This window comes from Streptomyces sp. NPDC001617, assembly GCF_053596855.1.
The window spans coordinates 16,541-33,758 of the sequence record NZ_JBSFHA010000067.1; the positions used below are offsets into that span (position 1 = coordinate 16,541).

The window sequence follows — 17,218 nt, forward strand, 5'->3', positions numbered from 1 at the left end:
CGCGGCTCCGTCGCGGGTGTGGGCGCGGTGACCGGCATCGCCCCGCCGGCCCGCCTGAGCCCTGAACTGCAGCGTGCGGAGTGGCTCGACGGCGCGGAGGAGCCGACGGCGGGGGCGCGCTTCGTCGGGTACGACGCCATCCGATGATCGGCGAGTGGCGGACCGTTGCTTGTGAAGCGGCGGGTGTGCTGCTGGGCCCTCGCCGATCCGGACGGCCGGTTCGGCGACCCGGCGTCGGCTCAGACCTCCGGCCACGTGGCGCTCGTACCCGAGACGACCGGCACCAGACTGCGGCAGGTCGCCCGTATCGGGCCGGGGCGTTCCGGGACCAGCGTGGCGATCGACCGCAACTCGGAACGGGAGGAGGCCATCGTGGCCTTCCGCGTGGCGGAGCTGCGCACCAACATGGAAGACACCTTGCGCGGCGTGAAGGCGCTTGCCGAACAGGCCGGATGGACACTGCGGCCATCGCTCACACCGGAACTGCACGATCGTCGCGCGGGTTCCCGACCAGGCGAGGGGGCTGCATAGCGCGGGTTGGCGAGGAGGCTGCGCCGCTGTCGGCCTGCAAGACGAGACCGCGGCCGTGCGACGGGCTCGTCTGCCGGCTCGTCGTGATGTGAGGTCGTACGGCCTTGGTTGATGTACCGGGCAGCCCGTTGAGGCAGACCGTGAAGCCTCGACCCCCGGCTTCGAGACTCACCAACTGGCCTTGCGGTGCAGCTCCCACATCATCATGATCGTCGAAGGGTCGAGCACCTGCTCGCCCCCGGAGATGTCGTCACTGGCCGCGATGTACTGCCGCCCCTGCCACAGCGGGATCAGGCGGGCGTCGTCGACGAGGACCCGCTGGGCCTCCTCGAAGTCCTCGACGGTTTCACCGCGGTTGCTCTCGGCGCGCGACTCGGGCAGCAGCTTGCCGGTGATCACGGGGGAGGTGTAGGGGGTACCGAGGGTGTTGCGGGGGCCGACGAAGGGGTCGATGAAGTTGTCGGCGTCGGGGAAGTCGGGGAACCAGCCGCGCCCGAACACCGGGTACTCGCCCCTTTGGTAACCGGCGACGTACGTCTTCCACGGCCGGCTCTTGAGGGTGATGGTGAACAGGCCTGAGGCGTCCAGTTGCCGCTTGAGTTCCTGGAACTCCTTCGCCGTCTCCGAGCCGTAGCGGTCGGTCGTGTACCAGAAGGTGAGCGGGACGCGCTGGGTGATGCCGGCGTCGGCAAGGATCCTGCGGGCTTTGGAGGGGCTGGGGTCGCCGTATGCGTCGAAGTAGCCTGCGGTGTGGCCGGTCAGTCCGGCGGGGACCATGGAGTAGAGCGGGTCGACGGTGCCCTGGTAGACCTTGAAGGCGATGGCGGGACGATCCACGATCTGGGCAACGGCCTTGCGTACGGCAGGAATTCTGGCCCATGGGGCCTTGGGGTTGAACACCAGGTAGTTGATGTTGATGCCGGTTCCGTCGATCAGTTGCAGGTCGGAGGAGTGGTAGGCCTGCAGGGCGACGATGTCGGACGCGGCGAGACCGCGGTAGGTGACATCGATCGCCCGCGAGCGCAGGGCTGCGACCATCGTGGCCGAATCATGGAAGTAGCGGATGGTCACCGCGTCGTTCTGCCGGTCGGCGAAGCCCTGGTAGTGGCCGTTGCGGACCAGTTCGGCCTGCTTGCCGTCCTCGTAGGAGTTGAGCGTGTACGGCCCGGAGCCGACCACCGACTGGTCCGTGCGCAGCGATGTGGCGGGGTAGTCGTCCGGGTCGACGATCGACATGGCCGGGGTGGCGAGGACGAACGGGAAGGTGGCGTCGGGCTTGTTGAGGTGGAAGACCACCTCGCGGTTGCCGAGCGTCCGCACCTGGGCGAGGCTGCCGAGGAGTCCGGCCGGGCCGCTGGGTGCGTTGATGGCCCGGATCCGGTCGATGGAGTACTTGACGGCCCGTGCGTCGAGTGTGTCGCCGTCGCTGAACTTCAGGCCGGAGCGCAGCTCACATCGGTAGGTGCGGTTGCCCGAGTCCGTGAAGGCGCAGTGCTTGGCGGCGTCGGGTTCGGGGGTGACGGCGCCGTTGGGGTAGGCGAGCAGCGTCTGGTAGATGTTCCGGAACAGTTCCCACGAGCCGTCCCAGGATCCGGCGGGATCGAGGGTGCTGGGGGCGCTGGTCGTCCCGACGACGATCGGCCTTCCGGCCCCCGCGCTGCTGCTGGAGACCATGCCGCACCCCGCCACCAGGGAAATGGACGCGACAGCGGCCACTCTTCGCAGGAATCGGTTCTGGTTGCCCACGCGCGCACACTCCTAGATCCGCCGTTCAAAGGTCGGCAGAACGTACTGGGCAGCGCCCCGACCCGAACCACCGCGAAAGCGCGCTGTTGCCGGAATGTGCTGTGTGGACACCGTCATCCCGGTGTGTCCGCCACTGTGCGCCCCCCGAGGCGCTTTCTCGATCGACCTTGTGATGTTTCCGTGATCACCGACTCACGCAGTCTTAGAGAGCATCTGATCTAGGTAGTTGGTAGTTAGGGATGATTTTGTGACGGCGCGTGCTGACGGTCGTCAGCACAGGCGTGAGCGTGCGTCGTCCTTACCGCAGTGACGTGTCTGATGCCCGGTGGGCTCTGATCGAGCCGGTCTTCACGGCCTGGCGGGCAAGACGGACCGGACCGGGAACGGCGGCCCGGGCACGACCGGGCCCGCAAGGCGTGACGGGTTGGTCCGCCGTTCACAGGCCGAGTGGCACCGGTTGCGTCGGGACCCCCGAGGTGATCAATGTGCCCAGCAGCCCGGCAAGGTCGCGGGGAGAGAAGAGATCAGGACCGTGATAACCGGAGGCGTCTGGCAGGGACCACCACTTCAGCTCACGGATGTTCTCAGCCGCGAGCTCGTCGTCAGACAGCTCTCCGCGAGGCTCGAACAGCACAGTGCGCACGAGGAAGTAGTCATTGATCACGCCGTCGTAGCCTGCGGCGTGACCTGGCGCCACGACTTCCTGGTGCCACACGTGCGGCGGGTCTGCCTCGATCATGAGACCTACCTCTTCCCGCACTTCGCGACGCAACGCGCCAAGCGGCGTCTCGCCTGGTTCGACCCCTCCGCCGGGAGCCGCCCACACGACTGTCCCCGCCGGGTCCGGGATCGCAAAACCGCACAGGAGGATGCGGTCGTCTTCGTCGAGGATGATCGCGCGAACTGAATGACGCATGCTCACCGATGGCATCCGGAAAGCCTAGCCGTCGCTGCCAGAGCGCCTCGTGATCAGCCGACGTAGGCCGAGGCACGGCAACTCACCATGACGGCTCACGGAACTTGTGCCAGACCCCGTTCAACGACGTCAGAGCCACCCTGGACACCCGCGCCTGGGGCGACGCTGCCACCCTGCACCCTGCACCCCCCAGACCTCGCCCGCGTGCTGGGCGTGTACGCCTCCCGGGTCATCACCCCGCGCGGCTCCACCGCCGTGTCCGGGCTGGAGCTGATGACCGCGACGAGGCCACCGACCCGCCCGGTGCACAACGAGACGACCGGCCAGTGGGTGTCCGGGCGCGCTCACCCGCCCGATCGCCCCGGCCCCGCCGGAAGCCCCGCCGGAACACCCCGCCGCCCAGGGCTGGACGGGCGGCTTCCTGGACGAAGAGGCCTACCAGTGGGTCCGCGACCCCAAGCTGCTCTCCGATGAGGAGTGCCTGCTGCCACGGGCGGTCGGCATCGACATCAACACCGCCTTCCTCGCGGCCGCCGCCCGCCTCACCGTCGGCCTGTTGCAGCCGGTCCACGTCATGACCCCGGCCTTCGACAAGAAGGTCCCCGGCAGCCGGCTGGTCGACCTCTCCCACATCGAACTGGACCCGCGCCTGCCGAACCCGTTCACGCCCACCGGACAGCGCCCCGAAGGACCCGGCTGGTACGCGACACCGACCGTGGCGTACGCGGTCAACTCGGCTACGACGTCACACCGGCCGAGGCATACCTGCGCCACGAGACGGGCGGTTACCTGGACACGTGGCACGACCGTCTCAAGGACGCCTTCCCGTCACCACGACCGCCGACATGGGTGTGCCCACCGACAAGGACACCGACGAGAGCGCGTTCCTCACCGCGATGGCCGTGCACAAGACCTACGCCGCCGCCCACGAGGACGGCCTCGAAACGCTGCGCACTGCGTTGCGTGAACTCGCGGCCAGCCGCGCCGACTTGGCGCACCTCACCGGCCAGAGCGACGAGGACCTGCAGGCGGCCGTCCGCCGGCACCGGCAGAGCGCGATGGTCCTGTCCGCCATCAAATCGACGGTCAAGGGCGGCATCGGCAAGCTCCGCGAACGACCTCAGGGGCGCCACTACACCGAGGGCGAGCGCTGGCCCGCCCTGGAACGGGCGACGTGGAGTCCGCACATCCGGGCGATGCTCATCGCCAAGGCACGCGTGAACACGCACCGCAAACTGGCCAAGCTCGCCGCCCTGACCGGCTTGTACCCGCTCACGGTGCTGTCCGACTGCGTCACCTACGCCAGCCCAGGCTCCTCCCCACTGGACTTCCTCCCGCGCAACGGCGACGGCACACCGGTCTACGGCACCTTCCGCATCGGCGCGAACCCCGGCTTCTGGCAAGGTCGAGGGTGTCCAGGAGATGGCGTGGGCTGTGGACCTGATGGAACAGGGCTACAACCCCGCCCGCCACATCAAGGGCGGCGACGCCGTCACGGACGAAGGGGAGTAGCCCCGTGGTGCGACGGATCCGCCCGGGCAACACCGACGCCGACGACGCCCTGGTCCACGAAGCCATCGAGCGCGCGGGCCAGGAAGTCTTCACCCACGAACCGCACAAGACCCCCAAAGGACGCATCAACGTCCTGCTGAAGCAGCTGAAGACGACCAAGGCCGTCTTCCAGGAACTCGGCATCACCCAGCGCTCCGCGGAGCGCTACCGCACCGGCGCGCGCAAACAGCCGCCCAAGGCCATTGCCGACCGGCTCGACGCGGCCGTACGCGCCCGCTGGCAGCCCCGCGTCCGCGACCGACGCCGCAAGCAGGCCGCGACCCGTACCGGGATCACCGTGGAAGCCCGCGCCCGGTTCGGCTACAGGGCGCCGATCGGCACGACCGATGACGGCCGCCAGCGCCGCATCACAGTCCACCTCCCCGCCGCCGACTACGCCCGGCGCTTGTTCGACGCCCAGCGGGGCATCAGTGCCTAGAGCCCCAACGAGGTCATCGCCGAAGGCATCCAGGAGATGTACTTCAAGGACCACGGCCGCCGCGCCGACCAACTTGAGGTTGAATTCACCGACATCGACTACATCGACGTCTCCTTCTGAACTGGGGCAACGCAGAAGCGGGCCCCGGAGGACGTTGAGCCGAAGCACGATGGTTGTCACATAGGCAGGATGTTGTCACCGACGGTGTTGTGGGCGGTTGAGCCTGAGCGCGACAGGTCGACGACTGTGATCATCCGTGTCCGGCCTCCTAGACCACGTCACATCGTGCCCGGCAGCGCGGACACCTGAGCCCGGCTGGCCGCAACCATTTCCGCACCTCGCGGGTCACACCTGTGAAGCACGGCGGGCCGGGACCCTCCCGGCGCGCGGGGAAGGTTTCGGTCGGATGGCAAGACGATCACGGGTACGCGCGGTCGCGACGGCGGCGGCGGGCGCGGTGGCGCTGGTGGCGGGGGTGTTCGGCACGGGTCCGGCCCGCGCCGACACGGCGGACGCCGCACGAAAGATGACGGTCCAGTTCGCCGAGCACGAGCTCTTCATCGGGACGGAGCCGGCGAGCGTGTACATGGTCTACCGGTGGAAGGTGGCCGGCGGGGGCACGGCACACCACGTCCACCTGACCGTCGACCTGTCCGGAGTGGCCGACTTCGCCGAGCCGGCACCGTCGGAGCACTGCAACGGCAACCTCTGCACACTGGACCTGGCGTCCGCCACCTCGGACTACCACGTCATCACGATGGTGCCGAAGCCCGATGCGGCCGTCGGCAGCAGCGGCACCGTGACCGTCTCCGGCACGGCGTCGGACGCCACCGTCACCGGCGACCACCTCACCCTGACCAACGGCAAGACGCAGCTGAAGGTGAGCGCGTCCGCCGAGCAGCTGAACGCGGTGCCGGGCGACACGCTGAACTTTCCGCTCGACGTGTGGAACAACGGCCAACTCCCTGCGGCCAAGGGGGTGGAACTGCTGATCGACACCACCGCCGGGCTGCACCTCCAGGGCTCCTGGTCCAACTGCCGCGACGTGTCCGCGAGCGGCCGCGGGGGGCACATCGTGCACGAGACCCTGTGCGACTTCCCCACCCCGGTGGAGCCCGGCCGGCAGTACGCGTTGTCGTCGCCGCTGCGCGTCAAGGTCGGCGACGAGGCCCTGCGCGACAAGATCTTCTACCAGTTCACCCCGCTGACCAGCGCCGCCCCGGCGAACGGCCCCGGGACCCCGCTGACCCTGGTCCCCAAGGGTGCGATGCCGTCCAACGGGAACACCGACCGGTACTTCACCACCTACGTCGACAGCGTCAACCACGCCGACTTCGCCGTCACCGGGGACACCGCCACCGGGCGGCGCGGCGGTCACGCCACGCTGCACGCCACGGTGATCGACCGGGGGCCGGCGGTGGTGCAGGACCTCCTCGACGAAGACGCCTTCCTCCCGGTCCTCGTCAAGCTGCCGCCGGGCACGAAGGCCACGAAGATCCCGGACAACTGCCAGCCGCCGCCCACGGACGACGGGTCGGACCCCGGCCCCCGGATGGGCCGGTCCTCCTACTGGTGCTACTACCATGACCCCGCCCCGGGGGACAGACACGTCCTGTCGTTCACCGTCGCCATCGGCCCCCGTACCCCGGCCGTCTCCACGGGCCAGGTCCGCACGCTGGAGGTCATGAAGGGGCTCGACCCCGACGCCTCCAACGACAGCGCGGCGCTGACCCTGCGGCTGGCGCGGGGCGGGTCCGCGGCCGGAGCGTCCGGCTCCGTTTCGGGCGGCCCTTCCGCGGGGTCCGGACCGCTGGCCGACACCGGATTCGGCGGAGGCTGGATCGTCTGGGCGGCCGGCGCGCTGTTGCTGGCCGGTGGTGCGGCCGTAGCGCTCTCCCGACGGTCCCGCGGCGGGAACTGACACGTCGTCCGGGGGTCCGGAGGGGCCCCCGGACAGGTGGGGACGGAAGCCGTCGGCGATGGTCGCAGCAGCCGCGCCCGCGACGGCATGCTCTACGCCGACCCAATGCAGCCCGGCACCGGGATCGGGGCTGTGGTGGCGGTACTCGCACAAACCGCCGGACTGGACCCGGTACAGCCCGCAGTGTTCCGGCCAGACCGCAGGTCGGAGGCTGCGGAGTTTCATATCTCGCCCCTCGCACCCCGGTGCCGGGTACTACGGTGCCGATCACTGTCCGTGCTGTAGGTGGGGGTGGCATGCGGTTTCCGCCGCTCGACGACCGGGGGACGCTGACGACGATCGAGCTTGAGGCGCTGCGGTCGTTGCAGGGGGGGCGTCTATGACCGCGCGGTGAGCCGCCCGGCCTGCCAGCCCACCCGGCCTACCGGCAGATCCTCGACGTCTTCCCCGACGCTGCTGGACCGATGCGTGCCCGCGACCTGTGCCAGGCCCAAGACTTCCCGCTCAAGCCGAAGAACATCGAGAGTACCCGGCACAACCTCAAGCGCCTGGTCAGCCTGGGCATCCTCGCCGAGACCGAACCGGGCCTGTTCATCCAGCGCCGCCCGTAGCAGCCCTCCGTTCTAGCCCACCCGTCCGTCACGGCTGCCGCACGCGCCATCCGGCTTACGACGCGATCGCTAGTGACCCGTCATGCGGAGCCACTGCATCGTTGTGACGAGCTCTTCGCCGAAGTCCTCGCAGAGCGCGAGCAACTCGCGACCCGTGGACGAGTCGAGCAGCCCTGCGGAATCGGGGAGAACCCCAACAGCACCGTGGCAGGCGGTCTCGACAGCGAAGTGGCGCGACGCGAAATAGCCCTCGCTCGCCCGCTCCGCCAGGTCGGCGAGGTACTGGCGGTGGGCTTCCTCCGAGGGGTGAGAGTAAAAGGAGCCCTCAACGAGACCGTCGAGGTAGTTCGCCAGGCCGGCCGAGGCTTCGACTACTCGCTCGACTTCGTCCACGCCAGGCTTGTCCAGCAGTTCGCCAAAGGTCAGCAGGTTGCTGATGGTCTCCAACTGGAAGAGCTGGACTGTGTCCGGGTCGACTTCAGACGTGAAGAGCGGGGCCGTGCACAGCTTGGCGATTGCTCGCCGGTATGCGCGATCCGACTGTTCACCAGCGGGTGATGCTGCCATTCGGAACAGCGACTCCAGCACAGACTGGTCGACGCCCCACTCTGCGTCCAAATCGAACGCGAGTATCGGCGCGCGCCACCGCCACAGGGCCAGGACGGCCGCCTGACGCTGGTGGACGGGCTTCAGATCCGCCAACCGCTCGATCCGCACCACGTTCTTGAGGAAGCCCTTCTGATCTACCGTCCCCGCCCGCCCGCTTTACCTCGGGACACTGTAGAAGCCGCCGAAGGACCACGTGACCGCCAGGACGGTGCCTGGCCCAAGCCAACTGTAGAAATCGGGCATACTGTTTCAAAATGCCCTCTCATACCTCGTGGCTACAGCCCGGTGGCGCTTGAGGCGGTTGATCCCGTACTCGACCGCGTGCCGCTGCTTGTAGTCGTCCTTGTCGAACTTGGGCGGCCGTCCGCCTCGCGATCCGCGCTTGAGGCGGTTGCGGACGCGGTCTGCCGGGACCCTGATCCGCTTGCTTGGTGTGCACTCCAAGGCCATAGCGTTGAGACGGCTGAACCGAACACCCGACGCGTCGACGCATCATCCCGCACGACCAACGAGAGAGGCGGCAAGTGGTAGACAACCAACTCACAACGCATGCAGAACTTTTCGATCTGTGTGGAAAGCGCGCGCTCGTCACCGGTGGCACCAGAGGCATCGGGATGATGATCGCGCGTGGCCTTCTCCAGGCGGGCGTCCGCGTGGTCATCAGCTCACGCAACGCAGAAGCGTGCGCTCAGGCGCAGGGACAGCTGTCCAAATTAGGTGAGGTGCGGGCCATCCCCGCCGACCTGTCCCGCCACGACGAGTGTCGGCGACTGTCCGACCTCGTCACCGCCGACTCCGAGCGTCTCGACATCCTCGTCAACAACGCGGGCGCCATGTGGGACGAGCCGCTGGCGACGTTCCCAGACGCGGCCTGGGACACGGTCGTCGACCTCAACCTGAAGTCGCCGTTCTGGCTAGTCCAGGCGCTGCTCCCCGCACTTCGCAGGGCGGGCACCGCCGACGATCCCGCGCGGATCATCAACATTGGCAGCATCGCCGCCATCCACATCCCCCAGCGGCCCAACTACTCGTACTCCAGCAGCAAGGCCGCACTGCATCAACTCACCAGAGTGCTCGCCAAGGAACTAGGACCGCAGCACGTTACGGTGAACGCCGTGGCGCCGGGACCGTTCCCGTCGACGATGATGGCTGCAACTCTCGATGAGTTCGGCGAGGCGATCGCGGCGTCGGCCCCACTACGCCGGATCGGCCGCGACGACGACATGGCGGGTGTCGCCGTGTTCCTCGCCAGCCGGGCAGGCGCATACCTGACGGGCACCGTGATCCCCGTCGACGGCGGCATCGCCACAACCGCGTAGGCCGCCTAGGGTCTTTTGCGAAAGTTGATCCTGATCGTTGATGATCATGTTCTGTGGGACGTGGGGATCTGACGAACGGCCAGTGGGCCCGACTTGAACCGCTGTTGCCGCGAGGCAGCAAGGCGGGCCGTCCGCCGGTATGGACGCGGCGGCAGCTGATAGACGGCATACGGTGGCGGACCCGGACGGGTGCTCCCTGGCGTGACGTGCCGGAACGCTACGGGCCGTGGGACCGGGTCTATGATCAGCAGGTGACCGACGATCTTCACAACAGACAGGCTGGGCCCCTTCGTTGAGTTGCTCGGCGAGGCGCCGATAACGGGCGATCGGTCACCAGGAGCCGCTTGGGCCCGAACGCAGCGCTGGTGGTGAGGGACGGGCTGGCCGGACACCGGGCGTCGCTCGCTCAGGCGGGGAAGTGTCTCCATGTGCCCTCGGAGACGACCTCCAGCGCACCGTCGACCACCGTAATGGCGGTGTCATCGTCGATCGCGTACGCCGGATTCGGGAGACCGGTCGCCCACTTCTCCGCCGCGGCCATGGTGTTCTCCGGCAGGTCGACGTGATCCACGTGCGGGAAGATCGAGAAGTCGACGACGCCCAGCGCGCTGTCGTCGCCGGTGGGCGCCTTCCACTCGACGAAGTGCTCCCCGATGCGGGGTGTCATCACCATGCTCCCGGCGCTGAGCCCCACCCAGATCTTCTCGGGCAGCGACGGCAGGAAGTCCGCCAGCCCGGACTGCCGCATCCAGTGGGCCAGATACAGCGCATCGCCGCCGTTCACCAGCAGGACGTCCGCCTCCTGGACCCACGGGATCCAACGCTCTTCACCGATGCTGGGCAGCGCGGTCAGCTCCAGCACCCCCAAGGACTTCCACTGCAGGTCGCACATGGGCAGGCGGGACTGTCCGCTGATGAAACGCCAGGCCCCAGCCGGGCTACCCATCGGGTGCCCGTACCCCGCAGTGGGGATGCACAGGGCATCGGACTCGGCGATCGGCTTGCCCAGCAGCTGCACAAGCGCGTCCTGGATGCTCGCGTTGGTAATACCCGCCGACGTGAGAAGAAGCTTCAAGATGACTCCGATGCGAACGCGATGGAACGGTCTGACAGGCAGACCGGAGGCCATCACAAAACTCATCGTTGTGGCGCGTGGCAAGACTTCTGCACCGGCAAAACCACCCCGCCCGACGATCAACACAGCAGACTGCCGCCCACGACCAGCACGAGCACTCCGAAGACCAGTCACGCCAGACCCGTGATCAGCAACTTCAAGATGCACACTGCTCGATCACGTGCAACTGGCCTGCATGGACGCCTTTTTCAATACAGCTGGGCCGTCACCGTGAGCCGGTCCGCCCGTGGAAACCTCATGCGCCACAGGCGTCACAGACTTCGGCGATTCGGCCAGATCTGCACCGCTGCGGGCCGCCCCAGTGCGGCGGTGGCGTGCACGGGAGGAACCCGCTGGCAGACGCGAGTTTCGGGGCCATGTGCCGGCGCCTGCCGTCCGTGCTCGGGCACACCGCGCGGATGGCCTGGGCCGTCGACAGGACCGGCGTCGTGCTCCTCCTCGCCTGCCAGCTGCTCACCGGTGCTGCGGCGGCTGTCGTCCTCGCGTTCACCGCTCAGGCGATGACTCACCTCGTCGGCACCGCAACCGTGTCCGAACGTCTGCACGCCTCCATGCCCGCCCTGATCGTCCTAGCAACAGCCGCAGGCATCGGCCGCATCAGCAGTGCCGTGTCCTCCTACGCCGACGGGCGGATCACCCCCCTGCTGATGACCGAGGCGGACATCGCCCTCGTCGCCGCCGTATGCCGCGTGGAGGCATCCGCATACGGCGAGGACGGATTCGCCGAGCGCTCGCCGGGGCCGGATCAGTTCTGCTGTACCTGCCTGGAACCGGCTGAGTCCGCCTCTGCCTGATAGGCGGTGAGGATGAGTCGTCCGTCGTCTCCTGCTGCGACGTTGACCGGCAGCGTGCTCTCCTCGTCGAAGCGCAGGGTGAAGAGCGGATCGAGCTTCATCAGGAAGTCGAAGCTCTCCCGGTCCTCCGCAGACAGGGGAGGTTCGACGATAGCCTCGCACGTCCGGTCGTTGCCGGTGACGCGGACCGCGACTCGCACACCGTTCCTGCCCAAGCACGTCGATCCGTTGGCCCACCACTCAAGCGTCGCGGTCCCCTCGTAGCTGTCCATCGCCCAAGTATCGCGGGCAGGTGGGGGCCACGCATCAACGATGCAGTGTCTGAGTGCGCGGTTCGTGAGTTGATGTCCGTTGCGGACTTGGTTACTGCTTATTGCCGAAGGTGCCGGGCTCGGCCTCGGTGAGGATTCCTAGTGTGACCAGGCGTTTCATCTTGGCGCGGGTGCGTTCGACGTGTTTCGGCAGGAGCTCGAAGTCGAGGGCCTGGCAGATGTCGCGGGCCCTCAGTGGGCCGCTGGTGTCGTTGAAGACGGCGAGGATGCGCGGGTAGTCCGGGTGCTCGGGCAGTCACGACGGTCAGCATGTTCCTCCTCTACGTCCTCTCCACAGCGGCGGCCACCTTCTTCCGGCAGATCGGTGGCACCGTCGAGTGCACCCGGTATGCGCCGGTGCGGGATATGGTCTGACCCGGCGTGAGGGCACCCGCGATGGTGCCGGCGATCATCGGCAGGAGCAGCGCTCCGGCGTGAGTCGGCCCGGCCCCGAGCACCACCTGGAAGTACTGCGGCACCAGGCTGAACGGGGCGAGGACGAGCACGCCGAGGACGAAGGCGAGCACGGCGCCCTGGGAGAACTGCACGTTCCGGAAGACCCGCAGCGGCAGCAGCGCGCTCTGGTCCATCCACTTCTCCACCCACCGGAACACCAGGTGCCCACGCCGAACACCGCGAAGCAGGCGACGGACCGGACCGAACCCCAGCCCCATTCCTGGCCGAACTGGGCGACGACGAGCATCGAGGTCAGGGCGACGGTGAGAGCCGCACTGCCGATCCAGTCGATCCGCACGCCTTCGCGGTGCGCGTGCTGGATGTTCAGGACTCGGTACACGACGGCCAGGGCCACCAGGCCGAGCGGTACGTTGATCAGGAAGGCCCAGCGCCAGCCGGTGATGCCCGCGATGGTGTGTGAGTCGGACAGGACGCCGCCGATGAGCGGACCGATGACACTGGAGCCGGTGAAGACCGCCAGGAAGTAACCCTGGTAGCGGGCGCGTTACCGGGGGCCACGATCTCGCCGAGAATCGTGAACGCCAGCACGCTCAGTCCACCGGCGCCGATGCCCTGCACGGCCCGCAAGGCCGCGAGCTCGTACATCGAGGTCGCGCAGGCGCAGGCGGTCGAGCCGAGCATGAAGACGGTGACCGCGAACAGGTAGGACGGCTTGCGCCCGAAGAGGTAGGACAGCTTGCCGTACAGCGGTGTGACGATGGTCGAGGTGACCAGATAGGCGGTGGTGACCCGGGCCTGCTGGGAGTAGCCGCCGAAGTCGTCGGCTATGACCCGGATCGAGGTCGCGACGACCGTCTGTTCCATCGCGGTCAGGAAGATGCCCATGAGCAGTCCGGACACGATGTACAGGATCTGCCGATGGGTCAGCGCCGCGGGCGCCGACTCGGGGGTCTGCTCGGGGGGACGGTCAGCCATGATGCGTACTCTCTTCCGGTCGGTCACGGTGGGACCTGTGCGGTCGGCGGCCGGCGACCGATCGCGGCGGGGCCCGGCGCATCCGGTACCGGACGGGCGCCGGGCTCCGCCGTCCGATGCCGCCGGTGCCGTCAGGCTCTGCCGTTCACACGTCAGACGCGTTCGTAGAAGCCGTCCAGCCGGCCGCGTGTGAGCACGTCACCCGCGGCGGCCAGCACGGCCCGCGGCTTGGCGGAGTCGGGCACGGTGTCGCTCTTGCCGAGGGTCAGCGGCTTGCCCAGGGCGAACAGTTGGAAGACGTAGCGGTGCGGGCCGTGGCCCTTGATCGGGGCGGGGCCCAGGTAACCGCGGCGCGAGCCCGAGCTGAGCAGCCGCACCCCGTCCGCGGGGGTCTCGGCGTCGAGGCCGCCCTGCGGGACACCGGTCAGGTGCGCGTCGAGCAGCGCGATGCCGTGGTTGTACGGCAGGGACGTCGGAGCGTCGGGATCCTCGATGACCAGCAGTAGCTGTGCCGTCTCCGCGGGCGCCGCGTCCCAGGCCAGGGCCGGTGAGAGGTCCTGCCCGCCCAGGCGCTTGCCGGCGTGCAGGGTCGGGATCGTCGCCTGGTGCGCGAAGTCGGGGCTGCTCAGCTGCAGCGTGTTCGCGCCGGCGAGGTTCGGCGCGTTCCAGGCGAGTCCCTCGTCCCCTGCTCGCTTGTTCTTCAGCAACTTGCCTATCACTGCCATGAGTTACTCCTTGTGGTGCTGTTGTCGGGTCCGTGTGGTCTTCGGGTGGGTCACAGCCGCCGGGCGTCTGCGGGGGAGAGCAGGGGTGCGGCGAAGCGGCAGATCTCCTCGGCTCCGTCGAACTCCTGCGTGGTTGGTTCGTCCCAGTTGTCGCCGACGGGTGCGCCCGGCCGGTTGTGGCCGCCGCCGAACACCGTCCAGGCGACGACCTGGGTACCACCGACACCGCCCAGGGTGGTGACACGGTTGGAGAACTCCGTGGTGCGCTTGCTGTCGGCTCCGGACGGGCACCGGTTCGTGGAGCGCCAGTGCTCAGCAGTCTCGTGCAACGACAGCGTCCGGCCCAGCAGTTGACCCCGGAGCCCGCGACGTCGGGAGTACCCGGGGCCGATCGGCGTGATCACGTCGGCGGTGCCGTGGATGAGCAGCGCCGAGACGGCGTGCGTCGGCCGGGTGCCCAGCAGAGCGGCGGGGAGCCCGCCGGCGACGGCGGCCACGACGGCCACCCGGTCGCTCGCCTCCAGCGCCAGCCGGTGAGCCATGAACGCGCCGTTGGAGATGCCTGTCACGACGGTCCGGTCGGCCGGTGTGCCGTACCGTTCGGCGGACCAGTCGATGATCGCGCGGAGGAAGGCGACGTCGTCCGCCCCGGCCAGGTCGGTCCCGGTCACACCGCGGCCGTCCGCCCAGCCGCCGCCGAGGCCGTCCGGGTAGGCGACCGCGAACCCCCAGGTGTCGGCCTGATCGTCGAAGGTGGTCCACTCGCGCATGATCTGTCCGGTGACATTCCAGTGGTGACCGTGTAGCACGAGGACGAGCGGCATCGGCCGGCCGGTACCGCCTGCGGCAGCCGGACCGCGAAGTCGCGGCGCCTCCCGTCGATCCTCAGCTTGCCGGCGACCAGGTCGCCATCGACTGACATGTGTGCTCATATCCTCAGATATCCTCAGTCGGATGGCATGGCTGTGGCGACGTTCGGTGGAAACGGGACGGAACACGACCAGCCCGTGGTCGGTGTGCAGGTCCGGCGGGTCGGGGCGGCTGCGGTGCTTCCCGGGGTGCCGCGGGGATGGGACTCGTTCCTTATACACCGGGGTCCCGGCGACTCGCACAGAAAGATTACGGGCAAATCACCCTAAATATCGCGGAGTTGTGGCAGTTGGTGCCGCGACGGACCGGGGCCCGGCGGTTGCGGCCGTTGAGAGCCTGCTCGATACATCCTCGAGTACCCCCATAGGCCGCGTCACGAGGATCGGGCCACTGGATGTTGTCTTTCGCCGGGGCGAGAGGGTGCCCTGTGACCGGTACGAGACTTCCGCTGGCCGATGTCTGAGTCATCGACGTGTCCACTCTGCTTGCCGGGCCGTTCGCCGCAAGGCTGCTGGCCGACTACAGGGCCGAGGTGATCAAGGTCGAGCACCCGTCGGGAGACCCGCTGCGTGGCTTCGGCCGGTCCAGGGACGGGATTCCGCTGTGGTGGAAGGTCTTCAACCGCAACAAGAAGAGCGTGGTGCTCGACCTGGCCGACAGTGAGGGCGCGGCACGGTTCCTGGAGCTGGCGGCCGGCGCCGACGCCGTCATCGAGAACTTCCGGCCGGGCACGCTGGAGCGCTGGGGGCTGGGTCCGGAGGTGCTGGCCGACGTTAACCCGAGGCTGGTCCTCACCCGGGTCACCGCGTTCGGCCAGGACGGGCCGTACCGGCGCAAACCGGGATTCGGCACGCTCGCCGAGGCGATGAGTGGCTACGCGGCCATGTCCGGTGAACCGGACGGACCGCCCCTGCTGCCGCCCTTTCCGCTGGGTGACGCCGTCGCCGGGCTGCACGCTGCCTGCGCGAGCCTGTTCGCGCTGCATGCCGCCGACCGGCTGGGACACGGGCAGACCGCGGACGTCGCGATCACCGAGACGCTGATCGGTTCGCTGGGCGCCCAGCTCACCGAGTACGACCAACTCGGTGTCAAGCCGGCCCGGTTGGGAAACCGTTCCAACAACAACGCCCCGCGCGGTGTGTACCGGTGCGGAGACGGCCGCTGGGTGGCGGTGTCGGCGCCGGCGCTGTGGTTGCCGAACGCGTCATGCGGCTGGTGGGGCGACCCGAGCTGTGCGACGAGCCCTGGTTCGCCCAGGGGCAGGTCGCGCACGGCACCGGGAGATCATCGACGAGGCGGTCGGGAGCTGGGTCTCGGCGCACGACCGCGCCACTGTGCTGGCCGAGTTCGAGCAGGCTCAGGCGGTGGTGGCGCCCGTCTACGAGGTCGACGACATCGCTGAGGACCCGCAGTTCCGCGCACGGTCGCTGCTGGCCCGGGTGCCCGACGCCGACCTGGGTACGGTGACCATGCCGACGGTGCGCTTCCGGCTGTCGCGGACACCCGGCAGCATCCGGTGGGCCGGCCCGCGCCTCGGCGAACACACCGAGGAACTGCTTCCCCGCTCGCGGAAGGAGGAGGCGGGCGCATGAGCGATTCCAAGGTGGAGCACCCCGTCTCCCGAAGTTGTCTGTACGTGCCGGGCCACCACCCGGACCGGATGGTACAGGCGATGAGATGGTCGCCCGAACACCGACCGAAGTCCTGGCTGCGTCCCGCCGGGAAACCAGCGTCCGCAAGCGCCAGCAGGTCATGGATGCTGTCCAGCGCATGCTCCACGACGCCGAGCCCATCAGCTTCACGGCCGTCGCCCGCGCGGCCGAAGTGTCGACCTGGCGCGTCTACGTCGAGGGCGTCCGCGAGCACGTCCTCGCGGCCATCCAACGGCAGGAGCAAGCTCCCGTCACCGCAACCGCCGACGGCCGCAGAGCAACCACGCGAGCCTGCACACCGACCTGGCCATGGCCCGCGAGGAGATCAAAGAACTCCGCGCAGAACGCGATCACCTTCGATCCGCTGCGGCAGCACCTCGGACATCAGCTCGACCAAATCAGCAACCGGAGTTTGACCGAGCGGATCAACGAACTCACCCCAGCCAACAGAAAGCTCGAACACGAGCAGGCCCATCTCCGGCCACTCGCCGATCACGTCCAGGAGCTTGAGCGAGACCTGGCAGCGACCCGCACCAGCCTGCGGCAGATGATCCGGGAGCGTGCCCTCGAACCCGGACCAAACGGTGCTGAAGGCCCCGCTTGGTCGCCTGTTTCAACCCCTCCCCGGAGGCGATCTCCGAGCTCACCAGCCTGCTCGCCCCCCGGCGACGCCCGCCGTTGACTGTCTGCCTCCGG

General features: G+C 68.5%; 15 protein-coding genes and 5 pseudogenes. 10 read left to right on the plus strand and 10 right to left on the minus strand.

Going from position 1 to position 17,218, the window contains the following annotated elements; all coding sequences use genetic code 11:
• Window positions 1-171: 171 nt before the first annotated feature.
• Window positions 172-531, plus strand: coding sequence for a hypothetical protein (locus tag ACWC09_RS37250; protein WP_450855467.1), 360 nt, complete (start codon window positions 172-174; stop codon window positions 529-531).
• Between the two features lie 168 nt (window positions 532-699).
• Here ACWC09_RS37250 and ACWC09_RS37255 read toward each other — a convergent pair whose 3' ends face one another.
• A complete protein-coding gene (locus ACWC09_RS37255) occupies window positions 700-2,277 on the minus strand; it encodes an ABC transporter substrate-binding protein (protein ID WP_450855468.1) in 1,578 nt (525 codons plus the stop codon).
• 281 nt (window positions 2,278-2,558) lie between these two features.
• Between ACWC09_RS37255 and ACWC09_RS37260 the strand changes: the two are divergent.
• Window positions 2,559-2,648: pseudogene (locus ACWC09_RS37260) on the plus strand (IS5/IS1182 family transposase); the annotation flags it as partial.
• A 65-nt stretch (window positions 2,649-2,713) separates the two neighbouring features.
• Here ACWC09_RS37260 and ACWC09_RS37265 read toward each other — a convergent pair.
• Window positions 2,714-3,208: an NUDIX hydrolase gene (locus ACWC09_RS37265; RefSeq protein WP_450855469.1), complete on the minus strand. Its 495-nt coding sequence runs from the start codon at window positions 3,206-3,208 to the stop codon at window positions 2,714-2,716.
• A gap of 165 nt (window positions 3,209-3,373) precedes the next feature.
• Here ACWC09_RS37265 and tap point away from each other — a divergent pair.
• The 4 genes and pseudogenes from tap to ACWC09_RS37285 form a co-directional block, all read left to right on the plus strand.
• Window positions 3,374-4,705, plus strand: a pseudogene (gene tap / locus ACWC09_RS37270) (telomere-associated protein Tap); the annotation flags it as partial.
• A 49-nt stretch (window positions 4,706-4,754) separates the two neighbouring features.
• Window positions 4,755-5,303 (plus strand): annotated as a pseudogene (gene tpg / locus ACWC09_RS37275) (telomere-protecting terminal protein Tpg).
• A gap of 286 nt (window positions 5,304-5,589) precedes the next feature.
• Window positions 5,590-7,104: a COG1470 family protein gene (locus tag ACWC09_RS37280; RefSeq protein ID WP_450855470.1), complete on the plus strand. Its 1,515-nt coding sequence runs from the start codon at window positions 5,590-5,592 to the stop codon at window positions 7,102-7,104.
• Between the two features lie 464 nt (window positions 7,105-7,568).
• A complete protein-coding gene (locus ACWC09_RS37285; protein WP_450855471.1) occupies window positions 7,569-7,715 on the plus strand; it encodes a hypothetical protein in 147 nt (48 codons plus the stop codon).
• 69 nt (window positions 7,716-7,784) lie between these two features.
• Here the strand turns inward: ACWC09_RS37285 and ACWC09_RS37290 are convergent, their stop codons facing one another.
• The gene (locus ACWC09_RS37290) at window positions 7,785-8,435 is read right to left on the minus strand and encodes a hypothetical protein (RefSeq protein ID WP_450855472.1); all 651 of its coding nucleotides are present in this window, start codon (window positions 8,433-8,435) and stop codon (window positions 7,785-7,787) included.
• 413 nt (window positions 8,436-8,848) lie between these two features.
• Here ACWC09_RS37290 and ACWC09_RS37295 point away from each other — a divergent pair, with 413 nt between their 5' ends.
• Window positions 8,849-9,643 (plus strand): SDR family oxidoreductase, encoded by a 795-nt coding sequence (locus tag ACWC09_RS37295; RefSeq protein WP_450855473.1) that lies wholly within the window; start codon window positions 8,849-8,851, stop codon window positions 9,641-9,643.
• Window positions 9,644-9,696: 53 nt separating this feature from the next.
• A pseudogene (locus ACWC09_RS37300) lies at window positions 9,697-9,891 on the plus strand (transposase); the annotation flags it as partial.
• Between the two features lie 158 nt (window positions 9,892-10,049).
• Here ACWC09_RS37300 and ACWC09_RS37305 read toward each other — a convergent pair.
• Window positions 10,050-10,718 (minus strand): Type 1 glutamine amidotransferase-like domain-containing protein, encoded by a 669-nt coding sequence (locus ACWC09_RS37305; protein ID WP_450855474.1) that lies wholly within the window; start codon window positions 10,716-10,718, stop codon window positions 10,050-10,052.
• Window positions 10,719-11,134: 416 nt separating this feature from the next.
• On the opposite strand from ACWC09_RS37305, the gene ACWC09_RS37310 reads away from it, so the two are divergent.
• On the plus strand, window positions 11,135-11,572 hold the full coding sequence (locus tag ACWC09_RS37310) for a hypothetical protein (protein WP_450855475.1): 438 nt from the start codon (window positions 11,135-11,137) through the stop codon (window positions 11,570-11,572).
• Here the strand turns inward: ACWC09_RS37310 and ACWC09_RS37315 are convergent.
• The 5 genes from ACWC09_RS37315 to ACWC09_RS37335 form a co-directional block, all read right to left on the minus strand.
• Window positions 11,524-11,844: a hypothetical protein gene (locus ACWC09_RS37315; RefSeq protein WP_450855476.1), complete on the minus strand. Its 321-nt coding sequence runs from the start codon at window positions 11,842-11,844 to the stop codon at window positions 11,524-11,526. The genes ACWC09_RS37310 and ACWC09_RS37315 overlap by 49 nt on opposite strands.
• Window positions 11,845-12,164: 320 nt before the next feature.
• The gene (locus ACWC09_RS37320; protein ID WP_450855477.1) at window positions 12,165-12,473 is read right to left on the minus strand and encodes a hypothetical protein; all 309 of its coding nucleotides are present in this window, start codon (window positions 12,471-12,473) and stop codon (window positions 12,165-12,167) included.
• Window positions 12,474-12,714: 241 nt separating this feature from the next.
• The gene (locus tag ACWC09_RS37325; protein ID WP_450855478.1) at window positions 12,715-13,275 is read right to left on the minus strand and encodes an MFS transporter; all 561 of its coding nucleotides are present in this window, start codon (window positions 13,273-13,275) and stop codon (window positions 12,715-12,717) included.
• A gap of 152 nt (window positions 13,276-13,427) precedes the next feature.
• Window positions 13,428-14,000, minus strand: coding sequence for a YbhB/YbcL family Raf kinase inhibitor-like protein (locus tag ACWC09_RS37330; protein WP_450855479.1), 573 nt, complete (start codon window positions 13,998-14,000; stop codon window positions 13,428-13,430).
• A gap of 50 nt (window positions 14,001-14,050) precedes the next feature.
• On the minus strand, window positions 14,051-14,824 hold the full coding sequence (locus ACWC09_RS37335; protein ID WP_450855480.1) for an alpha/beta hydrolase family esterase: 774 nt from the start codon (window positions 14,822-14,824) through the stop codon (window positions 14,051-14,053).
• Window positions 14,825-15,342: 518 nt separating this feature from the next.
• Between ACWC09_RS37335 and ACWC09_RS37340 the strand changes: the two are divergent.
• Window positions 15,343-16,462 (plus strand): annotated as a pseudogene (locus ACWC09_RS37340) (CaiB/BaiF CoA transferase family protein).
• A 385-nt stretch (window positions 16,463-16,847) separates the two neighbouring features.
• Here ACWC09_RS37340 and ACWC09_RS37345 read toward each other — a convergent pair.
• Window positions 16,848-17,018: a hypothetical protein gene (locus ACWC09_RS37345; protein ID WP_450855481.1), complete on the minus strand. Its 171-nt coding sequence runs from the start codon at window positions 17,016-17,018 to the stop codon at window positions 16,848-16,850.
• Between the last annotated feature and the right edge of the window lie 200 nt (window positions 17,019-17,218).

Excerpts from the sequence above, each read along its gene's own strand:
- ACWC09_RS37265 (WP_450855469.1), bottom strand. The coding sequence starts at position 3,208 with ATGCCATCGGTGAGCATGCGTCATTCAGTTCGCGCGATCATCCTCGAC.
- ACWC09_RS37280 (WP_450855470.1), top strand. The coding sequence starts at position 5,590 with ATGGCAAGACGATCACGGGTACGCGCGGTCGCGACGGCGGCGGCGGGC.
- ACWC09_RS37285 (WP_450855471.1), top strand. The coding sequence starts at position 7,569 with ATGCGTGCCCGCGACCTGTGCCAGGCCCAAGACTTCCCGCTCAAGCCG.
- ACWC09_RS37310 (WP_450855475.1), top strand. The coding sequence starts at position 11,135 with ATGTGCCGGCGCCTGCCGTCCGTGCTCGGGCACACCGCGCGGATGGCC.
- ACWC09_RS37315 (WP_450855476.1), bottom strand. The coding sequence starts at position 11,844 with ATGGACAGCTACGAGGGGACCGCGACGCTTGAGTGGTGGGCCAACGGA.
- ACWC09_RS37320 (WP_450855477.1), bottom strand. The coding sequence starts at position 12,473 with ATGGACCAGAGCGCGCTGCTGCCGCTGCGGGTCTTCCGGAACGTGCAG.
- ACWC09_RS37325 (WP_450855478.1), bottom strand. The coding sequence starts at position 13,275 with ATGGCTGACCGTCCCCCCGAGCAGACCCCCGAGTCGGCGCCCGCGGCG.
- ACWC09_RS37330 (WP_450855479.1), bottom strand. The coding sequence starts at position 14,000 with ATGGCAGTGATAGGCAAGTTGCTGAAGAACAAGCGAGCAGGGGACGAG.
- ACWC09_RS37335 (WP_450855480.1), bottom strand. The coding sequence starts at position 14,824 with ATGCCGCTCGTCCTCGTGCTACACGGTCACCACTGGAATGTCACCGGA.